Genomic DNA, 16,817 nt, shown 5'->3' on the forward strand with positions numbered 1-16,817 from the left:
GATCTTGACCATGACTTTCACGGGTTGTCAGTCAGGCCAAAGCAAACCGCAAGCCCCGCCCTGCCCCCTGGCACTAGGAATGACCACGGAACAACTGGCATCCTGCGGTTGTTTCACAATCAGTAACCCCGGCAACTATTCGAACTCGTTGACCCAGAGCGATTCTCGCCAACAGGGCCAGAGCGTCATCATCGAGAATTATCTCTGTCCACGCGGCTCCGCCGGGCTTGCCAAAGTGGTCGTCATCAACGGCATTGCCAATGATGTTTTTGAATAGTGGAAACTGAAAAAACATCTCCTTGAACAGTGTCTTTGCTGTTCGGAAAGACGACGTCAACCACCGGCCTCAGCGCCTTTCCCCCTATCGCTCCCCGGGACTCGTCCGCTGACCCAGCTCATACGCTCCCTGCCCATCCCCCCTGCTGTCCCCAACGATGATCAATGTGTGAACTCGTTTCAAGATGAACCATCAAGGCGCGGCGCGGGTTCACCAAAAATGAGCTATAGCGCACGATTTTATCGGCCATTAGTCACTAGACTTTCTCCAACGACGCTTCTTGACCACCGAGATTCCGACACAGAAATTCTTGGTAAATAATTGAATTATAATATATTTCCATGACTCGCCATGAATGACAGCGATCTGAACGCCAAAGAATGATGACAAAACAGTATCGACGCACAAGATAAACGAGCCCAATATAAATAAAGAGGCCATCATGAAGACGCACACATCAGCCGCAGTCACCAGCATTGATCCCATCAGTCGTAATTATGGCCAGATGACCACCTATTTCGACCGTAAGCATGAACTTGTGTGGTGCTATTTCAATCCAGAGGCGCGCGCTTGCTTTACACCAGAACTCTTAAAACAACTCAATGATTGGCGAACAAGGATGCAACAGATCGCCGATGATGACGGCATCAAATATCATGTGATCGCTTCAAGGGTACCTGGCGTCTTCAACCTCGGCGGCGATCTGGATCTGTTTAGGCGCTTGGCCATCAGCGGAGACCGTGAAGGTCTCCTAGGCTATGGGAATACCTGCATCGATGTCCTATACGCCAACATCTCTCACTTCGACCGGGATGTCACAACGATCTCTTTAGTGCAAGGCGAAGCCCTCGGCGGCGGTTTCGAGTCTGCGCTCTCCAGCGAGATCATCATCGCCGAAAAGAGCGCCCGCATGGGTTTCCCCGAAATCCTGTTCAACCTGTTCCCGGGGATGGGCGCCTACAACCTGCTGGTGCGTAAGCTCAACCCGAAGCAGGCCGAGCGCATGATACTCAGCGGAAAAATCTACACGGCCCAGGAACTCTTCGACATGGGGCTGGTGGACATACTTGTCGAGGATGGCGAGGGCGAGGAGGCCGTCTACAACTACATCAAGCGCGAAAACCACTCCCGCAATGGCTACCGCGCACTCCGCAAGGCGCGCGACGACCTCAATCCTGTGACTTACGAGGATCTGCGACATGTAGTCGAGATCTGGGTCGATGCTGTTTTGAAGATCGACCAGCGCGATCTGCGCATGATGGAGCGGTTAGTCTCGCGCCAAAATCATCAAGCGGCGGAGGCCGCCTGAACCGAAGCAGCCATCGTGCGTGCCTAAGGCGCAAGAGCGCGCAAACAAGCAGCCCTTCGCAACGATCTAATTTGGAAAATTTAAGCGTTTCCTTGGGCTTTTAGGCAGCCGAGCGCCTTCACTCGGCGGTTGTTTCGCGGTCTCTGTGCTGGAAATCAGTGAGTAAAGATGCAGTTGCTGAATAGGCATGCTGCATTGTGTCGAGCATTTCAACCGCTCGGGGTGTACCGAGTTCAAAGGGCTTTAAGGTCCTGAGCGTGGCGCACAGTGCGACAAGATGAGTGGCGCCAAGCTCTGAAGCGCTACCGCGCAGGGCGTGGATGGCCTCGCGAAGCATCGGATAATCCCGATCCTGAAGCGCGGCGGCCATCTTTTGTAGCGATCGCCGACTGTCGCGAAGAAAGCCGGCGACTAGATCCTCGAAGAAACTGGAATCTCCACCAAGATCCAACAGAGCACGTAGCTTCGCGACGTCGACCAGACTATCGACATCAAAACTTGTCGTGTTGGCTTCTTGATTCGCCGGGGCAGTCTCCTCGGTCGCGCACTCGGCTCGTTTGCTGAGCTGAGCAATCGTCGCCAGCAGCCTGTGGGTCTCCACCGGCTTGGTCAGGTAGGCGTCAACCCCTGCTTCCTTACAGGCAAGCAGGGCTTCTGGGGTTGCATCCGCGCTGAGTATGATTCCGGGTATCGGATTGCGCGGAACCATAAAGCGATAGGCGCGAAAGACATCCAGACCACTCCGCCCGGGCATGTTCTTGTCCAGTATCATGAGGTCGAAGTGCTGATCGGGGGATTCCAGCGCATCCAGTGCCGCCTCGCCATCGCCCACGATTGTCACCCGGTGACCCGCGCGTTCAAGGATACCCTGGAGGACGATGCGGTTCGTCTCATTGTCCTCGGCAATGAGGATACTCAACCCCTGATGCGGGGCTGCCACCAAATGACTGTAATAGTCGGCCAACGAGACCACGTTATCGGGTACATCCTGTGCGCTGCGAGCGACGTGGATGGCATTGAGCAGCAGAGTCTTGTCCAGAGGCGCACTCAATACCGCAGAGAAATCGGTGTCGCGCAAAGCCGGTGCAGAACCGAGCGATGGTGACGCGTCAAGGAGTACGAGACTCGTCTCCTGGAGCACGGACTCGCCCCGAATTCCCGCCGCAAACTGATCGGGTCGCAGATCGAGGTCGCCAGCCACCGCAAGTACGCCACTGAAGCGGCGACCTTGAGCCGCCTCCCCCAGTAGCTCAGCAAAGGCACGGGCACAGGTGGTAACGTTCTGGGATTCAACCCGCCAGTCGTCGAGTATCCGGCGTAACTTGCCATAAGCGTTGTGACTACCCACGACCAGCACGCGGACGTTGCCGAGACTCTCCGCTGGGTCGACGGGGGCCGTGCGCGAGACGGACAAGGACAACTCGACCCAAAACAGAGTGCCGCGTCCAACCTCGCTCTCGAGCCCGATCTGACCGCCCAGCAGATGCGTGAGCTCGCGGGCAATCGCGGTACCAAGCCCGGTACCGCCGAAGCGGCGGGTGATGGAACTGTCGGCCTGTCGAAAGCTCTCAAAGATGCGCCCTTGCTCCGCGACGGGGATGCCAATACCCGTATCCTCGATTTCGAAACGTACTTTGATCCAGCCATGATCGGCACGCACCAATCCGAGACGCAGATCTACCCTTCCCTGCTCGGTGAACTTCACTGCGTTGCTCAGGAGGTTCGTGAGGATCTGCCGTAAATGCAACGAATCGCCCCGGAGTTGGAAGGGAATCCGCGGATCGATGATCAGACCCAGGCGCAAACCTTTACGCAGCGCCTGTGGCTTGAACATCTGCACGATGTCAGCCGTCAACTGGTGGAGATCGAAGTCGATCTCCTCGATGAGAATCCGACCCGCCTCGATCTTCGAGAAATCAAGGATGTTTTCAATGATGCCGAGGAGTGTCCCGGCCGAGTTCTGTATGGTCCTCGCGAGTCCCTGCTGGCGCGCGTCAAGACCAGAGTCCATCAGCAGGTCGCTCATGCCGATGACGCCGTTCAGTGGCGTGCGCAGTTCGTGGCTCATCTTGGCGAGAAAGCGACTCTTGGCCTCATTGGCCTCTTTGAGACGCTCCATCGTGTCGTTGAGCTTGTTGAGCAAGCCAGCGACGTACCCTGGAATCACGAGGAGCACGATCAGCAGACTGATGCTGATGCTCCCGTGCCGCGCCCAGAAATCGGACACAAAGATGACGCAGACGAAGCCTGCCACGCCAACGGCCGTGGCAATCACCAGGTATTTGACGCCATAGCGAAAACCATTGCCGACGATGACCCAGAGATAAACCGCGAGCAACGGGGTGCCATTTTCCCCAGCGAGAATCATCGACGCGGAGGTTGCGGCCATATCCGTTAAGATGCCGAGCCAACGACGGAGCGGAGACTCCCGCGGATCGGCGATGACCGCCAGGAAGAGCAACAGCGAGGCTGCCGTGAAGATCCCAACGCCCCAATAAATGGCAAGGGAGCGGACGGGTTGGTCGCTGGAAAAGTCCAGGGTTAATAAATAGATTGATATCAGCCCCCCCAGAATCAGACGAATCGTTGCCTGCTGGTGCTCACTGTCAGGACGCTGACGCATCCGCTCGATCAGTGAGATGAGCGCCTGCTTCCACCGCGTGAGGCAGGTCGGAGCATCCATGATCAGCGGCGCTGGGAGGCCAACGTATCCGTCACCTCAATATCTTCTGTGATCAAAGAGATACGTGAGCGCTGCGCGTCTTGGAGATCCTCACCAACATAGCGGATGTCGTCGATTCGCTGGATAAAGGTATCGACGCAACGCGGATCGAAATGGGTACCGGACAGGTCGCGCAGATAGTCGATCGATTCCCGCACCGACCAGGATGGCTTGTAGGGTCGCTCCGAAACCAGTGCGTCGAAGACGTCAGCGACCGCGACGATGCGTGCCTCGATCGGTATATCATCGCCCTGCTGGCCCCGTGGATAGCCGGTACCATCGAACTTCTCGTGATGCGACAGGGCGATGGTTGCACCGAGCTGCAGGAAGTGGGACGGGCTATCCTTGAGTATCTCGTAACCGATACGTGGGTGCCCACGGATGACCGCGAACTCCGCGTCCGTCAGCCTGGCGGGCTTGAGCAGGATACTGTCGGGTATGCCAACCTTGCCGATGTCGTGCATCGGCGCGGCCAGCTCGATGTCCTCGCAATGCGCCAGCGGCAGACCCATGGTCTCGGCCATGATGCGGCAGTAGCGGGCGATGCGCAGAACGTGGTTACCGGTCCCCTCGTCCCGATACTCGCCCGCCTTGGCAAGCCGCAGCAGGGTTTCGCGCTCCCGCGCCAGTATCTCCTGCGTTGCAAGCGCCACTTGGTTTTCCAACAAGCGCGCGCGATCCTGAATGAGCTTTTGCTGGTGGCGCATGATCAGCAGGTTGCGGCAGCGCGCCCGGCACTCGTACTGATCGATCGGGCGGTTCAGGAAGTCAGTGGCCCCAGCGTCAAAAGCCTCGTAGCGAATTTGCCGATCCTCCACGACGGTGACGACCACGAGAGGAACATCCGCACAGGCAGGTATGTTGCGGACATGCTGGGTGAAGATGACACCGTCCATGCCCGGCATCATGTAGTCGGTCAGTATCAGGTCCGGCGTTTGGGCATTGATGCGCTGCAAGGCCGACACGGGATCGTCGAAGACGGCAATCTCCACCTCCAGACCGATGCTACGGATCACCTGTTCAAGGATCTTGCGTCCCGCGCTCTGGTCGTCGACGATGATGACCTGAGAGGTCTCTCCACCAAGTGTTGAGGCAATCACTCGGGATCTATCCTCTCGGGTTCAGCCCAGCTTGAAACAGACGAAAGTCGCGACGTCGAAAGGACGAGGCAACTCGAAGATTCCTTGCCGATAGGATGACATGTAAAAACACATGGGTACAACCAGTCTTTGGCCGTTCCTGGCAGATTCGAGGCAGAGTGAAACCCCCTCTCGCAGTCACCCACAGGGGTCCATGAAACGCGGTATCATCGGATTGATACGGGAATCTGGCTGTCCGACGCGGGCGGATGACCTCCCCCGGAGGCATTCATCTCCCGCAGCACCTGATAGATCGCCGCCGAATCCAGATCGCCAAGCCCCTGCTCAACCAGCGTGTTCAGATATTGAGAGACCAGGGCTGTCGACGGAAGGGCGAGACCCAGTGCTTGAGAGTTCTCGGTCACGATGCGCAAATCCTTTTGATGCAGTCGCACCTTGAATCCGGGCCTGAAATCCTCGTCGATCATCCGCTGACCATGGATTTCCAAGACGCGACTCCTGGCGAAACCGCCGAGCAGTGCCTCGCGTACCTTTGCGGGATCCACCCCGGATGACTTGGCCAGCAACAGGGCCTCAGCCACCCCGGCAATCGTGGCACCCACCAGTATCTGATTACAGCATTTACAAACCTGACCGGCTCCGTTCTCGCCGATGCGAACGATGTTCGTGCCCATCATCTCCAGCATGGGCAGCACCCGCGCGAAGGCCGAGACCGAACCGCCCACCATAATGGACAAGGTGCCGTTGATCGCACCCACTTCGCCTCCCGAGACCGGTGCATCCAGCATCTCGACACCCTGCCCAGCCAACCGTTTCGCGATGACGCGGGAGGCCAAGGGCGAAATGGTGCTCATATCCACCACCACCGCACCCGCTCGCGCACCCTCGACAAGACCGTTTGCACCCAGGATCACTGCCTCGACATCCGGAGTGTCAGACACCATCGTGAAGATCACATCCGTTTGACGGGCGACCTCCGCCGGGCTCGCGCAGGTCACGGCACCCGCCTCTGAGAGTGGCCGCATGGACTCTACCCGACGGGCATGCACCACCAGATCGACGCCTGCCCGTTGTAGGTTCAGAGCCATCGGGCGGCCCATGATCCCCAAGCCGATAAAGCCGACTCTGTCCGTCATGCGATTCCCGCCTCCTGTCGATCCAGTAACTCCAGCCAATGCACCACGGGGGTCGGCGTTCCCGCCTCCAGATGGAGCTGGCAGCCGATATTGGCGGTCGCGATCACCTCGGGCGTCTCGGACTCCAGCGCGGCGATCTTGTTGCGCCGCAACTGTTCGGACAACGCCGGCTGGGTAATGGAATAGGTACCAGCGGACCCGCAGCACAGATGGCCGTCCGGAACGCCGGTCAGGGTAAACCCGAGCCGCGTCAGAATCGGCTCGACCACCTGCTTGAGCTGCTGACCGTGTTGCAGGGTACAGGGCGAGTGGAAAGCGACCCGACGCCCCTGCCCCGGCGCGCCGAGGACCGACAGATCCTCCTGGCCCAGAATCTCGGCGGGATCGCGCGCCAACTCGGCGATCCGCGCCGCCTTCGCGGCATAGTCCGGGTCATGGGCGAGCGCCTCGCCATACTCCTTGACCATGGCGCCGCAACCGCTGGCGGCGATCAGAATCGCCTCGCAGCCGAACTCGATCTCGGGCCACCAGGCGTCGATGTTCCGGCGCATGGCGGCCAGCCCAGCCTCACGGGCGCTGAGATGATAGGCCGCCGCGCCGCAGCAGCCCGCCTCGGGCGTCACCCGCAGATCGATCCCGAGACGCGCCAGAATCCGCGCGGCGGCGGCATTGGTCAGCGGCGTGGACACCGACTGCACGCAGCCGGCGAGCGCCAGCATGCGCCGGCGACCGACCGGCACGGGCCAGTCGCCCGGCGGGCGCGGCGTCGCGATCTTGGCCCTGAGGGTCGCCGGCAGCAACGGCGCGACCAGACGCGCGAGCCGCATCAACGGACCGAACCGCGCCGGATAGGGGACGATGCCAATCAGCGCCTGACGCAACAGGCGCTCGGCGAAGGGCCGCTGGACCCGCTCCTCGACCAGATGCCGGCCGATCTCCGCCAGTCGCGCATAACGCACCCCCGAGGGACAGGTGGTCTCGCAGGCGCGGCAGGTCAGACAACGATCGAGATGCCGCTGGGTCACGCGGGTTGGCGTCTGACCTTCCAGCACCAGCTTGATCTGATAAATGCGTCCGCGCGGCCCGTCCAGTTCGTCGCCCAGCAATTGATAGGTCGGACAGGTCGCGGTGCAGAATCCGCAGTGAACGCAGCTCCGCAGGATGGCGTCGGCCTCGCGCCCCTCCGGGGTGCGCAGGAATTCGGGCAGGATCTCGGTTTGCATGGCGGAGTCTCACAGCCCCGCGTACAGCCGTCCGGGGTTCAGAATGCCCCCCGGATCGAAGGACTGTTTGAGTTGACGATGCAGCCGCATCAGCCCATCCGGCAGCGGGTGAAAGACCTCGCCGGTCCGATCCCCGCCCCGAAACAGGGTGGCGTGTCCGCCGACCGCCGCGACGCGCTCGCGGAGGGTTGCGCCGTCCGCCGCGTCGCCGCGCAGCCAGCGTTGCGACCCGCCCCATTCGATCATCTGCCGGCCCGGCAATGCCAGGTCTGGCGTCGCCGGGGGGAGCGAAAGCCGCCACAGCGGCCGCTCTCCCGCGAAAAAAGAATGCCCCTGCTCGCGCACCCGGTCGCGCCAGAAGGCGTCGGCCAGGGCGTCATCCATTTGTTCGCCGCCGAGGCGACCCGCCGCCTCGTCGACGCCCTGAGCGGTGCCGGACAGACGCACCCACAGCCGTTCGCCATCGCAGCAGGTCGCCGTGATCGGCAGCGGTTTCAAGGCCCAGGCAGTCATCCGGGCCAGAGCCTCCGCCAGCGAGCCGTCATGGACCAAGGTCCGCGTCGCGGGCGGCACCGGCATGACCTTGATGCTCACATCCAGCAGGATGCCGAGCGTCCCCAATGCGCCGACCATCAGCCGCGAGACATCGTAACCGGCGACGTTTTTCATCACCTCGCCACCGAAACGCAGCACCTCGCCGCGTCCGGTCAACACCCGCGCGCCCAGCACCAGATCCCGCGCCGCGCCCCCGCTGGGCCGCGCCGGGCCGGACAGACCGCAGGCGACGGTGCCGCCCAGGGTGGCGTCGCGTCCGTCGGTCGCGAAGTGTGGCGGCTCGAAGGGCAACGCCTGTCCGTGCTCGGCCAGCGCGGCTTCGATCTCGACGAGCGGCGTCCCGCCGCGCGCCGTGATGACCAGCTCTTGAGGTTGATAATTCAGGATGCCGGCATGGTCGGACAGCGCCAGCGGTTCTCCCGTACCGACGCGACCGAAAAATGATTTGGTGCCATGGCCAATCAGCGCCAGCCGCGTCCCGGCCGCCAGCGCGGCATGCACGCGGTCCTGTAATTCAGTCGTCAGATCGTGATTCACCGAGTGTCCTCAAAGCCGCCATGCGCCATGCGCCGATCAGAGAGGCTTAAGCTGCGATCCGCTGCGGGAAGATTCAAGCCGATATCGATTTAGCAATCAGCCTACTTGTTTTACGATGATCAGTCGGTTTTGTTTGATACCGTCGGCAAAAGCGACGCAGGCACATCGGTGAAAGCGAGTGCCGGCAGGTCCGTGCGAGGAAAATCCTCTCCTTTGTACAACAAAGGCTGTTCACGCACGGTTGCCAGGGCATAGGAACAGCAATCTCCCAGATTGAGTCCCGCGCGATGCACTCCCTTGCCGAAGCGCTCATACGCCGTCCGGGCGACACGGGACTGATTGGCATCGAAGGGAACGATCTCCACCCCGAGATCCGCCAGCATGTCATCCAACTCTTGAACCGCCTCGGCGCCCTTGCGCCGAAAGAGGACGACGGACGTTTCCAGCAAGGAAAAGGTGCTCATGCAACGGATCGGATTGGCGGCCAGGGCAGCGGTCAAGGCATCGGCCTCGGGCTCGTCAAACAGAATGGCGATCAACGCCGAGCTGTCGATCACCATAGGTCAAAGGTTCCGTCCGGTCCATAGCCCAGGATCGCGTCGACGGAATCCGTGTTGCGGTCCGGTAGCCGAGCACAGGATTGCCTGGCCCGCCGAATCCGGGCGATCGCTTGAACTTCGGCACGCGGCGTTTGAATGCGACGGGCACGTTCCCGCAAGGCTTCGAGGATGATCCGAGGGATGGGCTCGCCGGTTTGGCGCGCCAGTTCGTGAGCGAGTTGCTCGACCTCGTCGTTGACGATCATCAGGGTCATGGTTTGCAACCACTCCAGTCTGGTTGGCGTTGACAGCATCGTAACGCAATCAGGGATGGCATTACACAGAGGCGTGAGGTCGGATGCCTGACTCCAACCATCACACGCGTAACCGCCGCGATCAGGATTCACGCCAGTCCGGTCTGGCCGCCAGCAGGGCGTCGAGTGTCTGGAGCGCGGTTTCAAAGTCGAAGTCATCGATCCGCCGTTCCAACTCCGCGGCGGCCGGGCCGAGCCTGTGGTGCAGCAGATCGGCGTGGGCGCGCGCGACCTGGGTCGCGCGCGTGTTATTTTCGGCGCACAGTTCCCTGAGCTCGGACAGCACGGCACGCAGCCGATCCCCATCGGGCGCACTCTCGGCGGGCGGCGCGAGCCGCGCGAGATGACGCCGGATGCCATCCACCAGGACGGTGAGCGCGGTCTCCAGCGCCGCGATCGACGGCTCCAGATCCGCGCTCGGCGCGCCATCCCGAAGCGCGGTCTCCAGCGCCGCGGCCAGTGCCTGAACGCCGGTCGCGCCCAGGGTGCCGGAGACGCCCTTGAGGGTATGCGCGAGACGCCGCGCGGTTGCGCGGTCGCCGTTGGCGAGACCGGCACGCAGCTCGGCCATGTCGCCGCCGTGATGGTCCGCGAAGGTCGCCAGCAGACGGCGATAAATCTCCACCTTGCCGCGCACACCGCGCAGACCGCTCGCGGTCTCCAGACCGGGGATGGCGGCCAGATCGGCGAGAGCCAGCGCTGGCGATGTCGCCTGGCCGGGCGTCGCGCCGGCGGCTGGCTCGGACGGAGCAACCGGGGAGGCGCTGGAGCCGGCCGGAGGCAACCATTTCAGCAGCGCGGCGAACAGCGCGTCCGGTTCCACCGGTTTTCCGACATGGTCGTTCATGCCCGCCGCCAGACATTGCTCGCGATCCTCGGCGAAGGCGTTGGCGGTCATGGCGAGAATCGGGGTCTCGCTCCGGCCCGGCAGTTGGCGGATGGCGCGCGTGGCCTCCAGCCCGTCCATCGCCGGCATCTGCACGTCCATCAGGATCAGGTTATAGTCCCGGGCGCGCGCCATCTCGACCGCCCGCGCGCCGTCATCCGCCAGATCGACCTGGAGTCCGACCGCGCGCAGCAGTTCCAGGGCCACCTCCTGGTTGATCCGGTTGTCCTCGGCCAGCAGCAGCCGCGCCCCCCGGTGAGCGGCGGCCAGCGCGCGCTCGACCGCGGACGGCTGCGTCGACGCACCCGTGTCCGCCGCGACGCGCGACCCGCGCGGTCCGGCATTGAAGGCGTCCAGCGCCCGCATCAGTGCGTCGTTCAGGGCCGAGGGGGTCACGGGTTTCGCCAGACAGACGCGCACCCCGGCGGCCCGCGCCGCCGCGCACCGCGCGGCATCGTCGGCCTGCCGGTCGACCAGCAGCAGGGCCGGCGGCTGGATCAGCGGCAGATCGCGCAGACGGCGCGCGGTCTCCAGTCCATCCGGATCCGGTATGTCCCCATCCAGCAGCGCCAGCGCGAACGGATCCTGCGCCGCGTCGGCCTCGGCGACCGTCGCCAGCGCGGCCAGACCGTCCTCGACCGCCGTCACCCGCAGACCGAGATGGATCAGCATCTCGCGCAGTGCCGCGCGCGTCTCGGGTTGATGTTCGACCAGCAGCACGGACCTCCCGCGCAGGCGCATGACATCGGGCCGTTGCCTGGACGGATGCGCCTTGCCGAAACGGGCAGTGAACCAGAAGGTACTGCCCGCGCCGGGTTGGCTCTCGACGCCCACGTCCCCCCCCATCATCCGAGCCAGGCGCCGGTTGATGGCGAGCCCGAGCCCGGTTCCGCCGTAACGGCGGGTGGTCGAATTGTCGGCCTGACCGAACGCCTCGAACAACCGCGACCGATCCTCCTCGGCGATGCCGATCCCGCTATCCCGGACCTCGAACCGCAACCGCCAGTCGTCGCCCTCCTCCGCCTCGACCCAACCGCGCAGCGTCACCGCGCCGCGCTCGGTGAACTTCACCGCGTTGCCCAGATAGTTGAGCAGCATTTGGGTCAGACGGGTCGGGTCGCCGTGCAGGACGGGCGCGCCGGAGAGTCGTTCGTCGAGATCCAGGACCAGTTCCAGCCCCTTGGCCCGCGCCTGCTCGCCGACCAGGGCGCAGACCCGGTCCAGCACCTCGTCCAGTTCGAAATCGATCCGCTCCAGAGACAGTTTGCCGGCCTCGATCTTGGAGAAATCCAGGATGTCGTTGATGATCGCGAGCAGATGATCCGCCGCGGTCATCAGCTTGCCGAGCTTGTTGCGTTGTTCGGGATCCCGGATCTCGCGTTGCAGCAGATAGGCCAGCCCGACGATGGCATTCATCGGGGTGCGAATCTCGTGGCTCATGTTGGCCAGGAAGACGCTCTTGATCTGGGTCAGACGCTCGGCCAGCGCGCGCGCATCCTCCAGTCGCCGGTAGAGGCCCAGGTTGTCCAGCCCAACCGCCGTGGCATCGGCCAGCGCCTGTTGCAGCCCGAGTTCCTCCGCGCTGATCCGATAGGGCCGCGCCCAGTAACAGCCCAGGGCGCCCAACGGGTCGTGACGGCCGACGGGCACCAGACTGAGCCCCCTGACGAAGCCGCCAGGAGCGATCTTCGTCGGTGCGCCCGACCGCCCGCCCGCCTGGGCCGCCCCATCGCTCCGGCAATCTTCCATGACGAGCGGCTCTGCCTGCCGGATCGTCCAGCCCGAGACGCAGTCGGCCAGCGGGCCCTTCCAGAGCGGAGCGATGGCGTCCTCGTCGAGATAGTGGCATTCCTCCCCGTCGCGCAGCGCCAGGGTCGCCCCATCGGCCCCGGTCAACTGGCGCGCGGCGGCGCAAACGAGGGCCGCGAGACTGGCCAGGTCACGGACGCCGGCGATCCCCGCGACCGCCTCGGCCAGCCGTCGCAACTTCTCTTCCAGGCGTTTGCGCTCGGCGATATCCAGAAAGCTCACCACCGCGCCGACGATGCCGCCATCCCGCCGCATCGGTCGGATGGAATAGATCACCGGAATCGGTCGGTCGTTGGCGTTCCAGAACACTTCGTCGTCCACCGTGGCCGAGCGGCCCTCGCGCAGGGTCGCGCAGACGGGGCAATTCTCCGGCGGATAGGGGCTGCCGTCGGGTCGCCGGTTGTGGAACAGGGCGTGGCTATTGCGACCCAGGAGTCGGTCGGCGGGATAACCCAGCAGATCACAAGTGGCGGGGTTGACGAAGGTGATCCGCCCTTCCAAGTCCAGTCCATAAAGTCCGCCCGCGCTGGTTTCCAGGATCAGACGCAGGAATTCCTCCGAATCCCGTAGCTCGGCGGTGCGCCGCTCCACCGTTTTTTCGAGCCCGATTTTGTATTGCTCCAGCGCGAGTTGGGCGGCGTGCGTCTCGGTGATATCGCGCGCCGTGCAGATCATCCCGGCGAAGGTGTCCCGCTCGCTCGTCGGGATCAGCCAGCCGGCCTGCCAGCCATCCCGACCCGCGGGCGTCATCACCCGAATCTCGTAGGGGAGCGGCTGGCAGGACGCCAGCGCCTGCCGATAGAGCGGGCGAAACTCGTGCAGGGTCTCCTCCGGAAACTCCTCCAGCACGCACCGGCCGCGGATTTCCTCGACCGCAAGACCGGAGATTCTGGCGATGCCCGCATTCGCGTAACGGATGCGGTGCCCCTCATCCGTGACGAAGATGCCATCCTGAACCTTCTCCAGAATGCTCTCGTAGAAGCTGCGTTGCGTGGCGATCCGCTCCAGGGTTTCCCGCAAGGTCCGCGCCCGATCCAGATTGTCGAGCGCATAGGAAATATCCGACGCCATCTCGTGGAGCAGGCCCATGATTTCGTCATCGAAATAGCCGGTCTCGGTCGAACCGATCTCCAGCACCCCAACGGTCCGGTCGTGCCGGCACAGGGGCAAGCAGACGATGGCCGACAAGCCCTCCTTGAAGGGCAGGCGGCGCCCACGTTCATGTTCGCCGAAGGCGTGACAGTCGTTGCACAGAATCACCGTGCCGTCGCGGAAACAGTCCGCCGCGAGCGTCTGTCCTTCCGGGGCGTCGGGATCGAGCGAGAGTTCGAACCGCAGCAGAATCTCCGCGTCCTGGCCCTTGGCCGCTCGCGGGAGCAGTCGATTTCGAGCGGGATCGTGCAGCCCGATCCAGACCAGCCGAAAGCCGGCCAATTGCTGAACCAGGGCGCAGATCCGCTCGAACAGTTCGCCCTCGTCGGCGATGTGGACGATCGCCTGATTGGTATCGCTCAGGGTTTGATAGAGACGCGCCAGCCGCGCCAGCCGTTCCTCGGCTCGCTTCCGCTCGGTCAGATCCAGCATCGCGCCGATCATCCGCACCGGCTGCCCCTGGGCATCGCGCAGGATATAGCTGCGATCGAGGACCGGGGCGTAGTCGCCATCCTGGCGCCGCAAGCGGTATTCGTCCTGCCAGTGATCGCAGTCCGCATTCTCGACCACGGCATAAAACCCCGCGGCGATGCGTTGCAAGTCATCCGGATGGACGCGCTCCAGCCACCAGTCGGCGCTAACGGGATGCGCGACCGGCTCGGTCCAGCCGAACACCTGCGTCCCCGCCTCGCTCCAGCGTTGCTCGTCCCGAGGGATATCCCAGTCCCAGATGACATCGTTGGTCGCGCGGGTCGCCAGCCGCAGCCGCTCCTCGCTCTCGCGCAGCGCGTCGACGGCGGTCTTCTGTTCCGTCACATCATCGAAGGTGGCATAGACCTGATAGGGTCGCGCGTCGCCCGGCTGGAATTGAGGCGTCGCGTGGAGCCTTATCCAGCGGTAGTCCTTGCGCTCTGAATTGAAGACCCCCATGAGGACGCCGGAGACCTCCTGTCCGGTGCGCAGCGCCACCATGGCGGGGTGATCCACGCCGGGGAAGTCCGAACCGTCTTCCCGCACCGCGCGCCATTGCGGATCGAGCGAGGTCCGACCCTGCATTTGGTCCAGGGTCAGCCCAAGGATGCGCTGTGCCGCCGGGTTCGCCGACAGGATGTGGCCGTCGGCGGCCTGATAGACCACCCCCTGGGCCATGGTCTCGAAGAGGTTGCGATAGCGCGACTCGCTCGCGCGCAAGGACGCCTCGGCGCGGCGGGCGCGGAGCAGCGCGCCCCCCAGCACCAGCACCACGAACGCCAGGAGCAACAGTGCCGCCAGACTTCCCCACACCAGCCCCCGATTCAGGCTGTAAAAGGAAAGCGGGAGGTTGATGACCACGCTGCCGGGAAGCAGGGCGTCCTTGCCCAATCCAAAACGCTGGAGTTGCTCCGCATCGAAGGCGGGAAGCCCCCGGCTTTGCTCCACGGGAATTTGGTTGGGCTCCTCCCCCGCCAGCACCCGCAGGGCGAGCGCCGCCACCTGGGCGCCATGTTGACGGCCATCGAGCAGCAGACCGCCCACGATGCCGTGACCCAGGCGGATCTCGTGCATGGCATACACCGGCGCCGGGCTGGCCACGCTGATCCGGCGAGTGCTTTCCTCGCGACTGAAGACCTGACCGGCGCGATCGGTGACATAGGTGAGCAGTAGCACGATCCGGTCGGGCGGAAGGGCCGCGAGTTGCCGCGCCAGATCGGCAAAGGGAACATCCGCCGAGAATTCGATCCGCAGACGATCCTGGAAGGCGGAAAGCACGGACTCCATTTCACGGCGCACCGCAAGACCCGAGGCGGTGTAGTCGTGGATCACCAGCACCCCGGTGGTTCCGGGATGCAGGCGCAGCGCCAGTTCCAGCGTGCCCGCCATGTCCTGGACCTCCGCCACGCCGGTCACCCGGTCGCGCTCGCCCAGCAGCTCGGGCCGATAGCCGTTGATTCCGCCAAAGACGACCGGGACGCCCGCGAACAGTTCATCGGGATAGGCGCGCAACAGATCCAGCGCGGGATTGTCGAGCGCGATCACCAGATCGACGGGGCGGTCACGGTATTTGCGGACCAGAAAATCTTTGAGCAAAAGCAGATGCTCGGGAGCGGGGAAACGCTTGGCATCGAGGTATTCGATCGACGGCGGCCGTTCCGGGTAGACCTGCCGGAAGGCTTGCAGCAGACCGGCCAGTTCGTTATCGGACCAGCCTTCGCCGGGGTGGTAGGAGTTGAGGATCACCACCTCGGGGGGGGGATCCTGGACGGCGCGAGCGATCGGGACAGGCAGGGCCAGCACGAGCATCAGGAATGCAAGGAGCGGGCGACGCCAACCGCAGCCTAAATGCGCCATCCTCTCGCCCGACCGACGCAGCGACGCGGTCCGGTCCTCATACAGCCACTTCACGAACACGTTCATCGCCACCTCAGGCAGCGGCATCCCATCCGGGTTTCGATGGATCCTTGCGGATCCCATCGGTTTCTCGCCAGCGCAACGCCCTGCTCAAAGAGTAGACGCTTTCCAAGGCTCCGCCCGGCGCGCTCAGGCCGGATTGATCGACCGCAGGGCGGTGCGGATGATCTCCTCGGAGGTTCTGGCACCATCGTCGGCGGCGCGCGCCATGCGGCTGGCGTCCGGTGGCCGATAGCCGAGCGCCTCCAGCGCGCTCACCGCATCCGCGAGCGTCCGATCCCGCGCGTTGCCCGGCGTCGGAGCGGAACTGCCGGGAATCCTGACGACACCGCCGGCCAGACCGTCGAGCCGGTCGCGCATCTCGATCACCAGACGCTGGGCGGTCTTCTTGCCGATGCCGGGAATGCGCATCAGGGCATCGCTGTCATCCTGCTCGACGCATTGAGCGAAGCGCGCGGCATCCATCCCGGAGAGGATCGCCAGCGCCATACGCGCGCCCACCCCGGTGACCTTGAGCAGGGAGCGAAAGAGCGCGCGGTCGCGTTCATGGAGAAAGCCGTAGAGGATCTGCGCATCCTCGCGCACCACAAAATGGGTGATGAGCGTCACCGTCTCGCCCACCGCCGGCAGGTCGTAGAAGGTGGTCATGGGGGCGTCGACCTCATAGCCAACCCCGCCCACCTCCAGCAGCAATTGTGGGGGGTGCTTGGAGAGGATCACACCACGGAGTTGGCCGATCATTTTTCAGTTCTCAGTTGATAGGTGTCAGGTGTCAGGTGTCAGTTGGCAGTTGGCAGTTGCTGAAAACTGAAAACTTCTTCGTTAAGGCCGCCAGTCGCGCCAGGAGGCGGCGGCACGCTTGCGCGACGG

The 16,817-nt window shown here is 63.5% G+C and carries 11 protein-coding genes; 2 read left to right on the forward strand and 9 right to left on the reverse strand.

Annotation, left to right across the window (positions count from 1 at the left end):
• Positions 1-79 precede the first annotated feature (79 nt).
• Together QZY07_RS02135 and QZY07_RS02140 are read left to right on the forward strand one after the other, a co-directional pair.
• Positions 80-277: a hypothetical protein gene (locus tag QZY07_RS02135; RefSeq protein ID WP_295399455.1), complete on the forward strand. Its 198-nt coding sequence runs from the start codon at positions 80-82 to the stop codon at positions 275-277.
• 442 nt (positions 278-719) lie between these two features.
• The gene (locus QZY07_RS02140) at positions 720-1,586 is read left to right on the forward strand and encodes a crotonase/enoyl-CoA hydratase family protein (protein WP_295399456.1); all 867 of its coding nucleotides are present in this window, start codon (positions 720-722) and stop codon (positions 1,584-1,586) included.
• Between the two features lie 118 nt (positions 1,587-1,704).
• Here QZY07_RS02140 and QZY07_RS02145 read toward each other — a convergent pair whose 3' ends face one another.
• The 9 genes from QZY07_RS02145 to ruvA form a co-directional block, all read right to left on the reverse strand.
• Positions 1,705-4,269 (reverse strand): ATP-binding protein, encoded by a 2,565-nt coding sequence (locus tag QZY07_RS02145; protein WP_295399457.1) that lies wholly within the window; start codon positions 4,267-4,269, stop codon positions 1,705-1,707.
• Positions 4,270-4,271: 2 nt separating this feature from the next.
• A complete protein-coding gene (locus tag QZY07_RS02150) occupies positions 4,272-5,408 on the reverse strand; it encodes an HD domain-containing phosphohydrolase (protein WP_295399458.1) in 1,137 nt (378 codons plus the stop codon).
• Positions 5,409-5,614: 206 nt separating this feature from the next.
• Positions 5,615-6,544, reverse strand: coding sequence for a 2-hydroxy-3-oxopropionate reductase (locus tag QZY07_RS02155; protein WP_295399459.1), 930 nt, complete (start codon positions 6,542-6,544; stop codon positions 5,615-5,617).
• Positions 6,541-7,767: a glycolate oxidase subunit GlcF gene (gene glcF / locus QZY07_RS02160; RefSeq protein WP_295399460.1), complete on the reverse strand. Its 1,227-nt coding sequence runs from the start codon at positions 7,765-7,767 to the stop codon at positions 6,541-6,543. The genes QZY07_RS02155 and glcF overlap by 4 nt, the downstream gene beginning before the upstream one ends.
• Positions 7,768-7,776: 9 nt before the next feature.
• The gene (gene glcE, locus QZY07_RS02165; RefSeq protein WP_295399461.1) at positions 7,777-8,859 is read right to left on the reverse strand and encodes a glycolate oxidase subunit GlcE; all 1,083 of its coding nucleotides are present in this window, start codon (positions 8,857-8,859) and stop codon (positions 7,777-7,779) included.
• 119 nt (positions 8,860-8,978) lie between these two features.
• Complete coding sequence (locus QZY07_RS02170) at positions 8,979-9,419, reverse strand: type II toxin-antitoxin system VapC family toxin (RefSeq protein ID WP_295399462.1); 441 nt, start codon at positions 9,417-9,419, stop codon at positions 8,979-8,981.
• Positions 9,413-9,712, reverse strand: coding sequence for a type II toxin-antitoxin system VapB family antitoxin (locus QZY07_RS02175; RefSeq protein WP_295399463.1), 300 nt, complete (start codon positions 9,710-9,712; stop codon positions 9,413-9,415). Before QZY07_RS02175 ends, QZY07_RS02170 begins: the two co-directional genes overlap by 7 nt.
• Before the next feature lie 82 nt (positions 9,713-9,794).
• Positions 9,795-15,974, reverse strand: a complete 6,180-nt coding sequence (locus QZY07_RS02180) for a PAS domain S-box protein (RefSeq protein ID WP_295399464.1) — start codon at positions 15,972-15,974, stop codon at positions 9,795-9,797.
• Positions 15,975-16,076: 102 nt separating this feature from the next.
• Positions 16,077-16,688: a Holliday junction branch migration protein RuvA gene (gene ruvA / locus QZY07_RS02185; RefSeq protein WP_295399465.1), complete on the reverse strand. Its 612-nt coding sequence runs from the start codon at positions 16,686-16,688 to the stop codon at positions 16,077-16,079.
• Between the last annotated feature and the right edge of the window lie 129 nt (positions 16,689-16,817).

Source organism: uncultured Thiocystis sp., from assembly GCF_903866365.1.
GTDB lineage: Bacteria > Pseudomonadota > Gammaproteobacteria > Chromatiales > Chromatiaceae > Chromatium.

Coding starts and splice junctions, on each gene's coding strand:
- QZY07_RS02175 (WP_295399463.1), bottom strand. CDS start 9,712: ATGCTGTCAACGCCAACCAGACTGGAGTGGTTGCAAACCATGACCCTG.
- ruvA (WP_295399465.1), bottom strand. CDS start 16,688: ATGATCGGCCAACTCCGTGGTGTGATCCTCTCCAAGCACCCCCCACAA.
- QZY07_RS02170 (WP_295399462.1), bottom strand. CDS start 9,419: ATGGTGATCGACAGCTCGGCGTTGATCGCCATTCTGTTTGACGAGCCC.
- glcF (WP_295399460.1), bottom strand. CDS start 7,767: ATGCAAACCGAGATCCTGCCCGAATTCCTGCGCACCCCGGAGGGGCGC.
- QZY07_RS02155 (WP_295399459.1), bottom strand. CDS start 6,544: ATGACGGACAGAGTCGGCTTTATCGGCTTGGGGATCATGGGCCGCCCG.
- QZY07_RS02180 (WP_295399464.1), bottom strand. CDS start 15,974: ATGCCGCTGCCTGAGGTGGCGATGAACGTGTTCGTGAAGTGGCTGTAT.
- QZY07_RS02145 (WP_295399457.1), bottom strand. CDS start 4,269: ATGGATGCTCCGACCTGCCTCACGCGGTGGAAGCAGGCGCTCATCTCA.
- QZY07_RS02135 (WP_295399455.1), top strand. CDS start 80: ATGACCACGGAACAACTGGCATCCTGCGGTTGTTTCACAATCAGTAAC.
- QZY07_RS02140 (WP_295399456.1), top strand. CDS start 720: ATGAAGACGCACACATCAGCCGCAGTCACCAGCATTGATCCCATCAGT.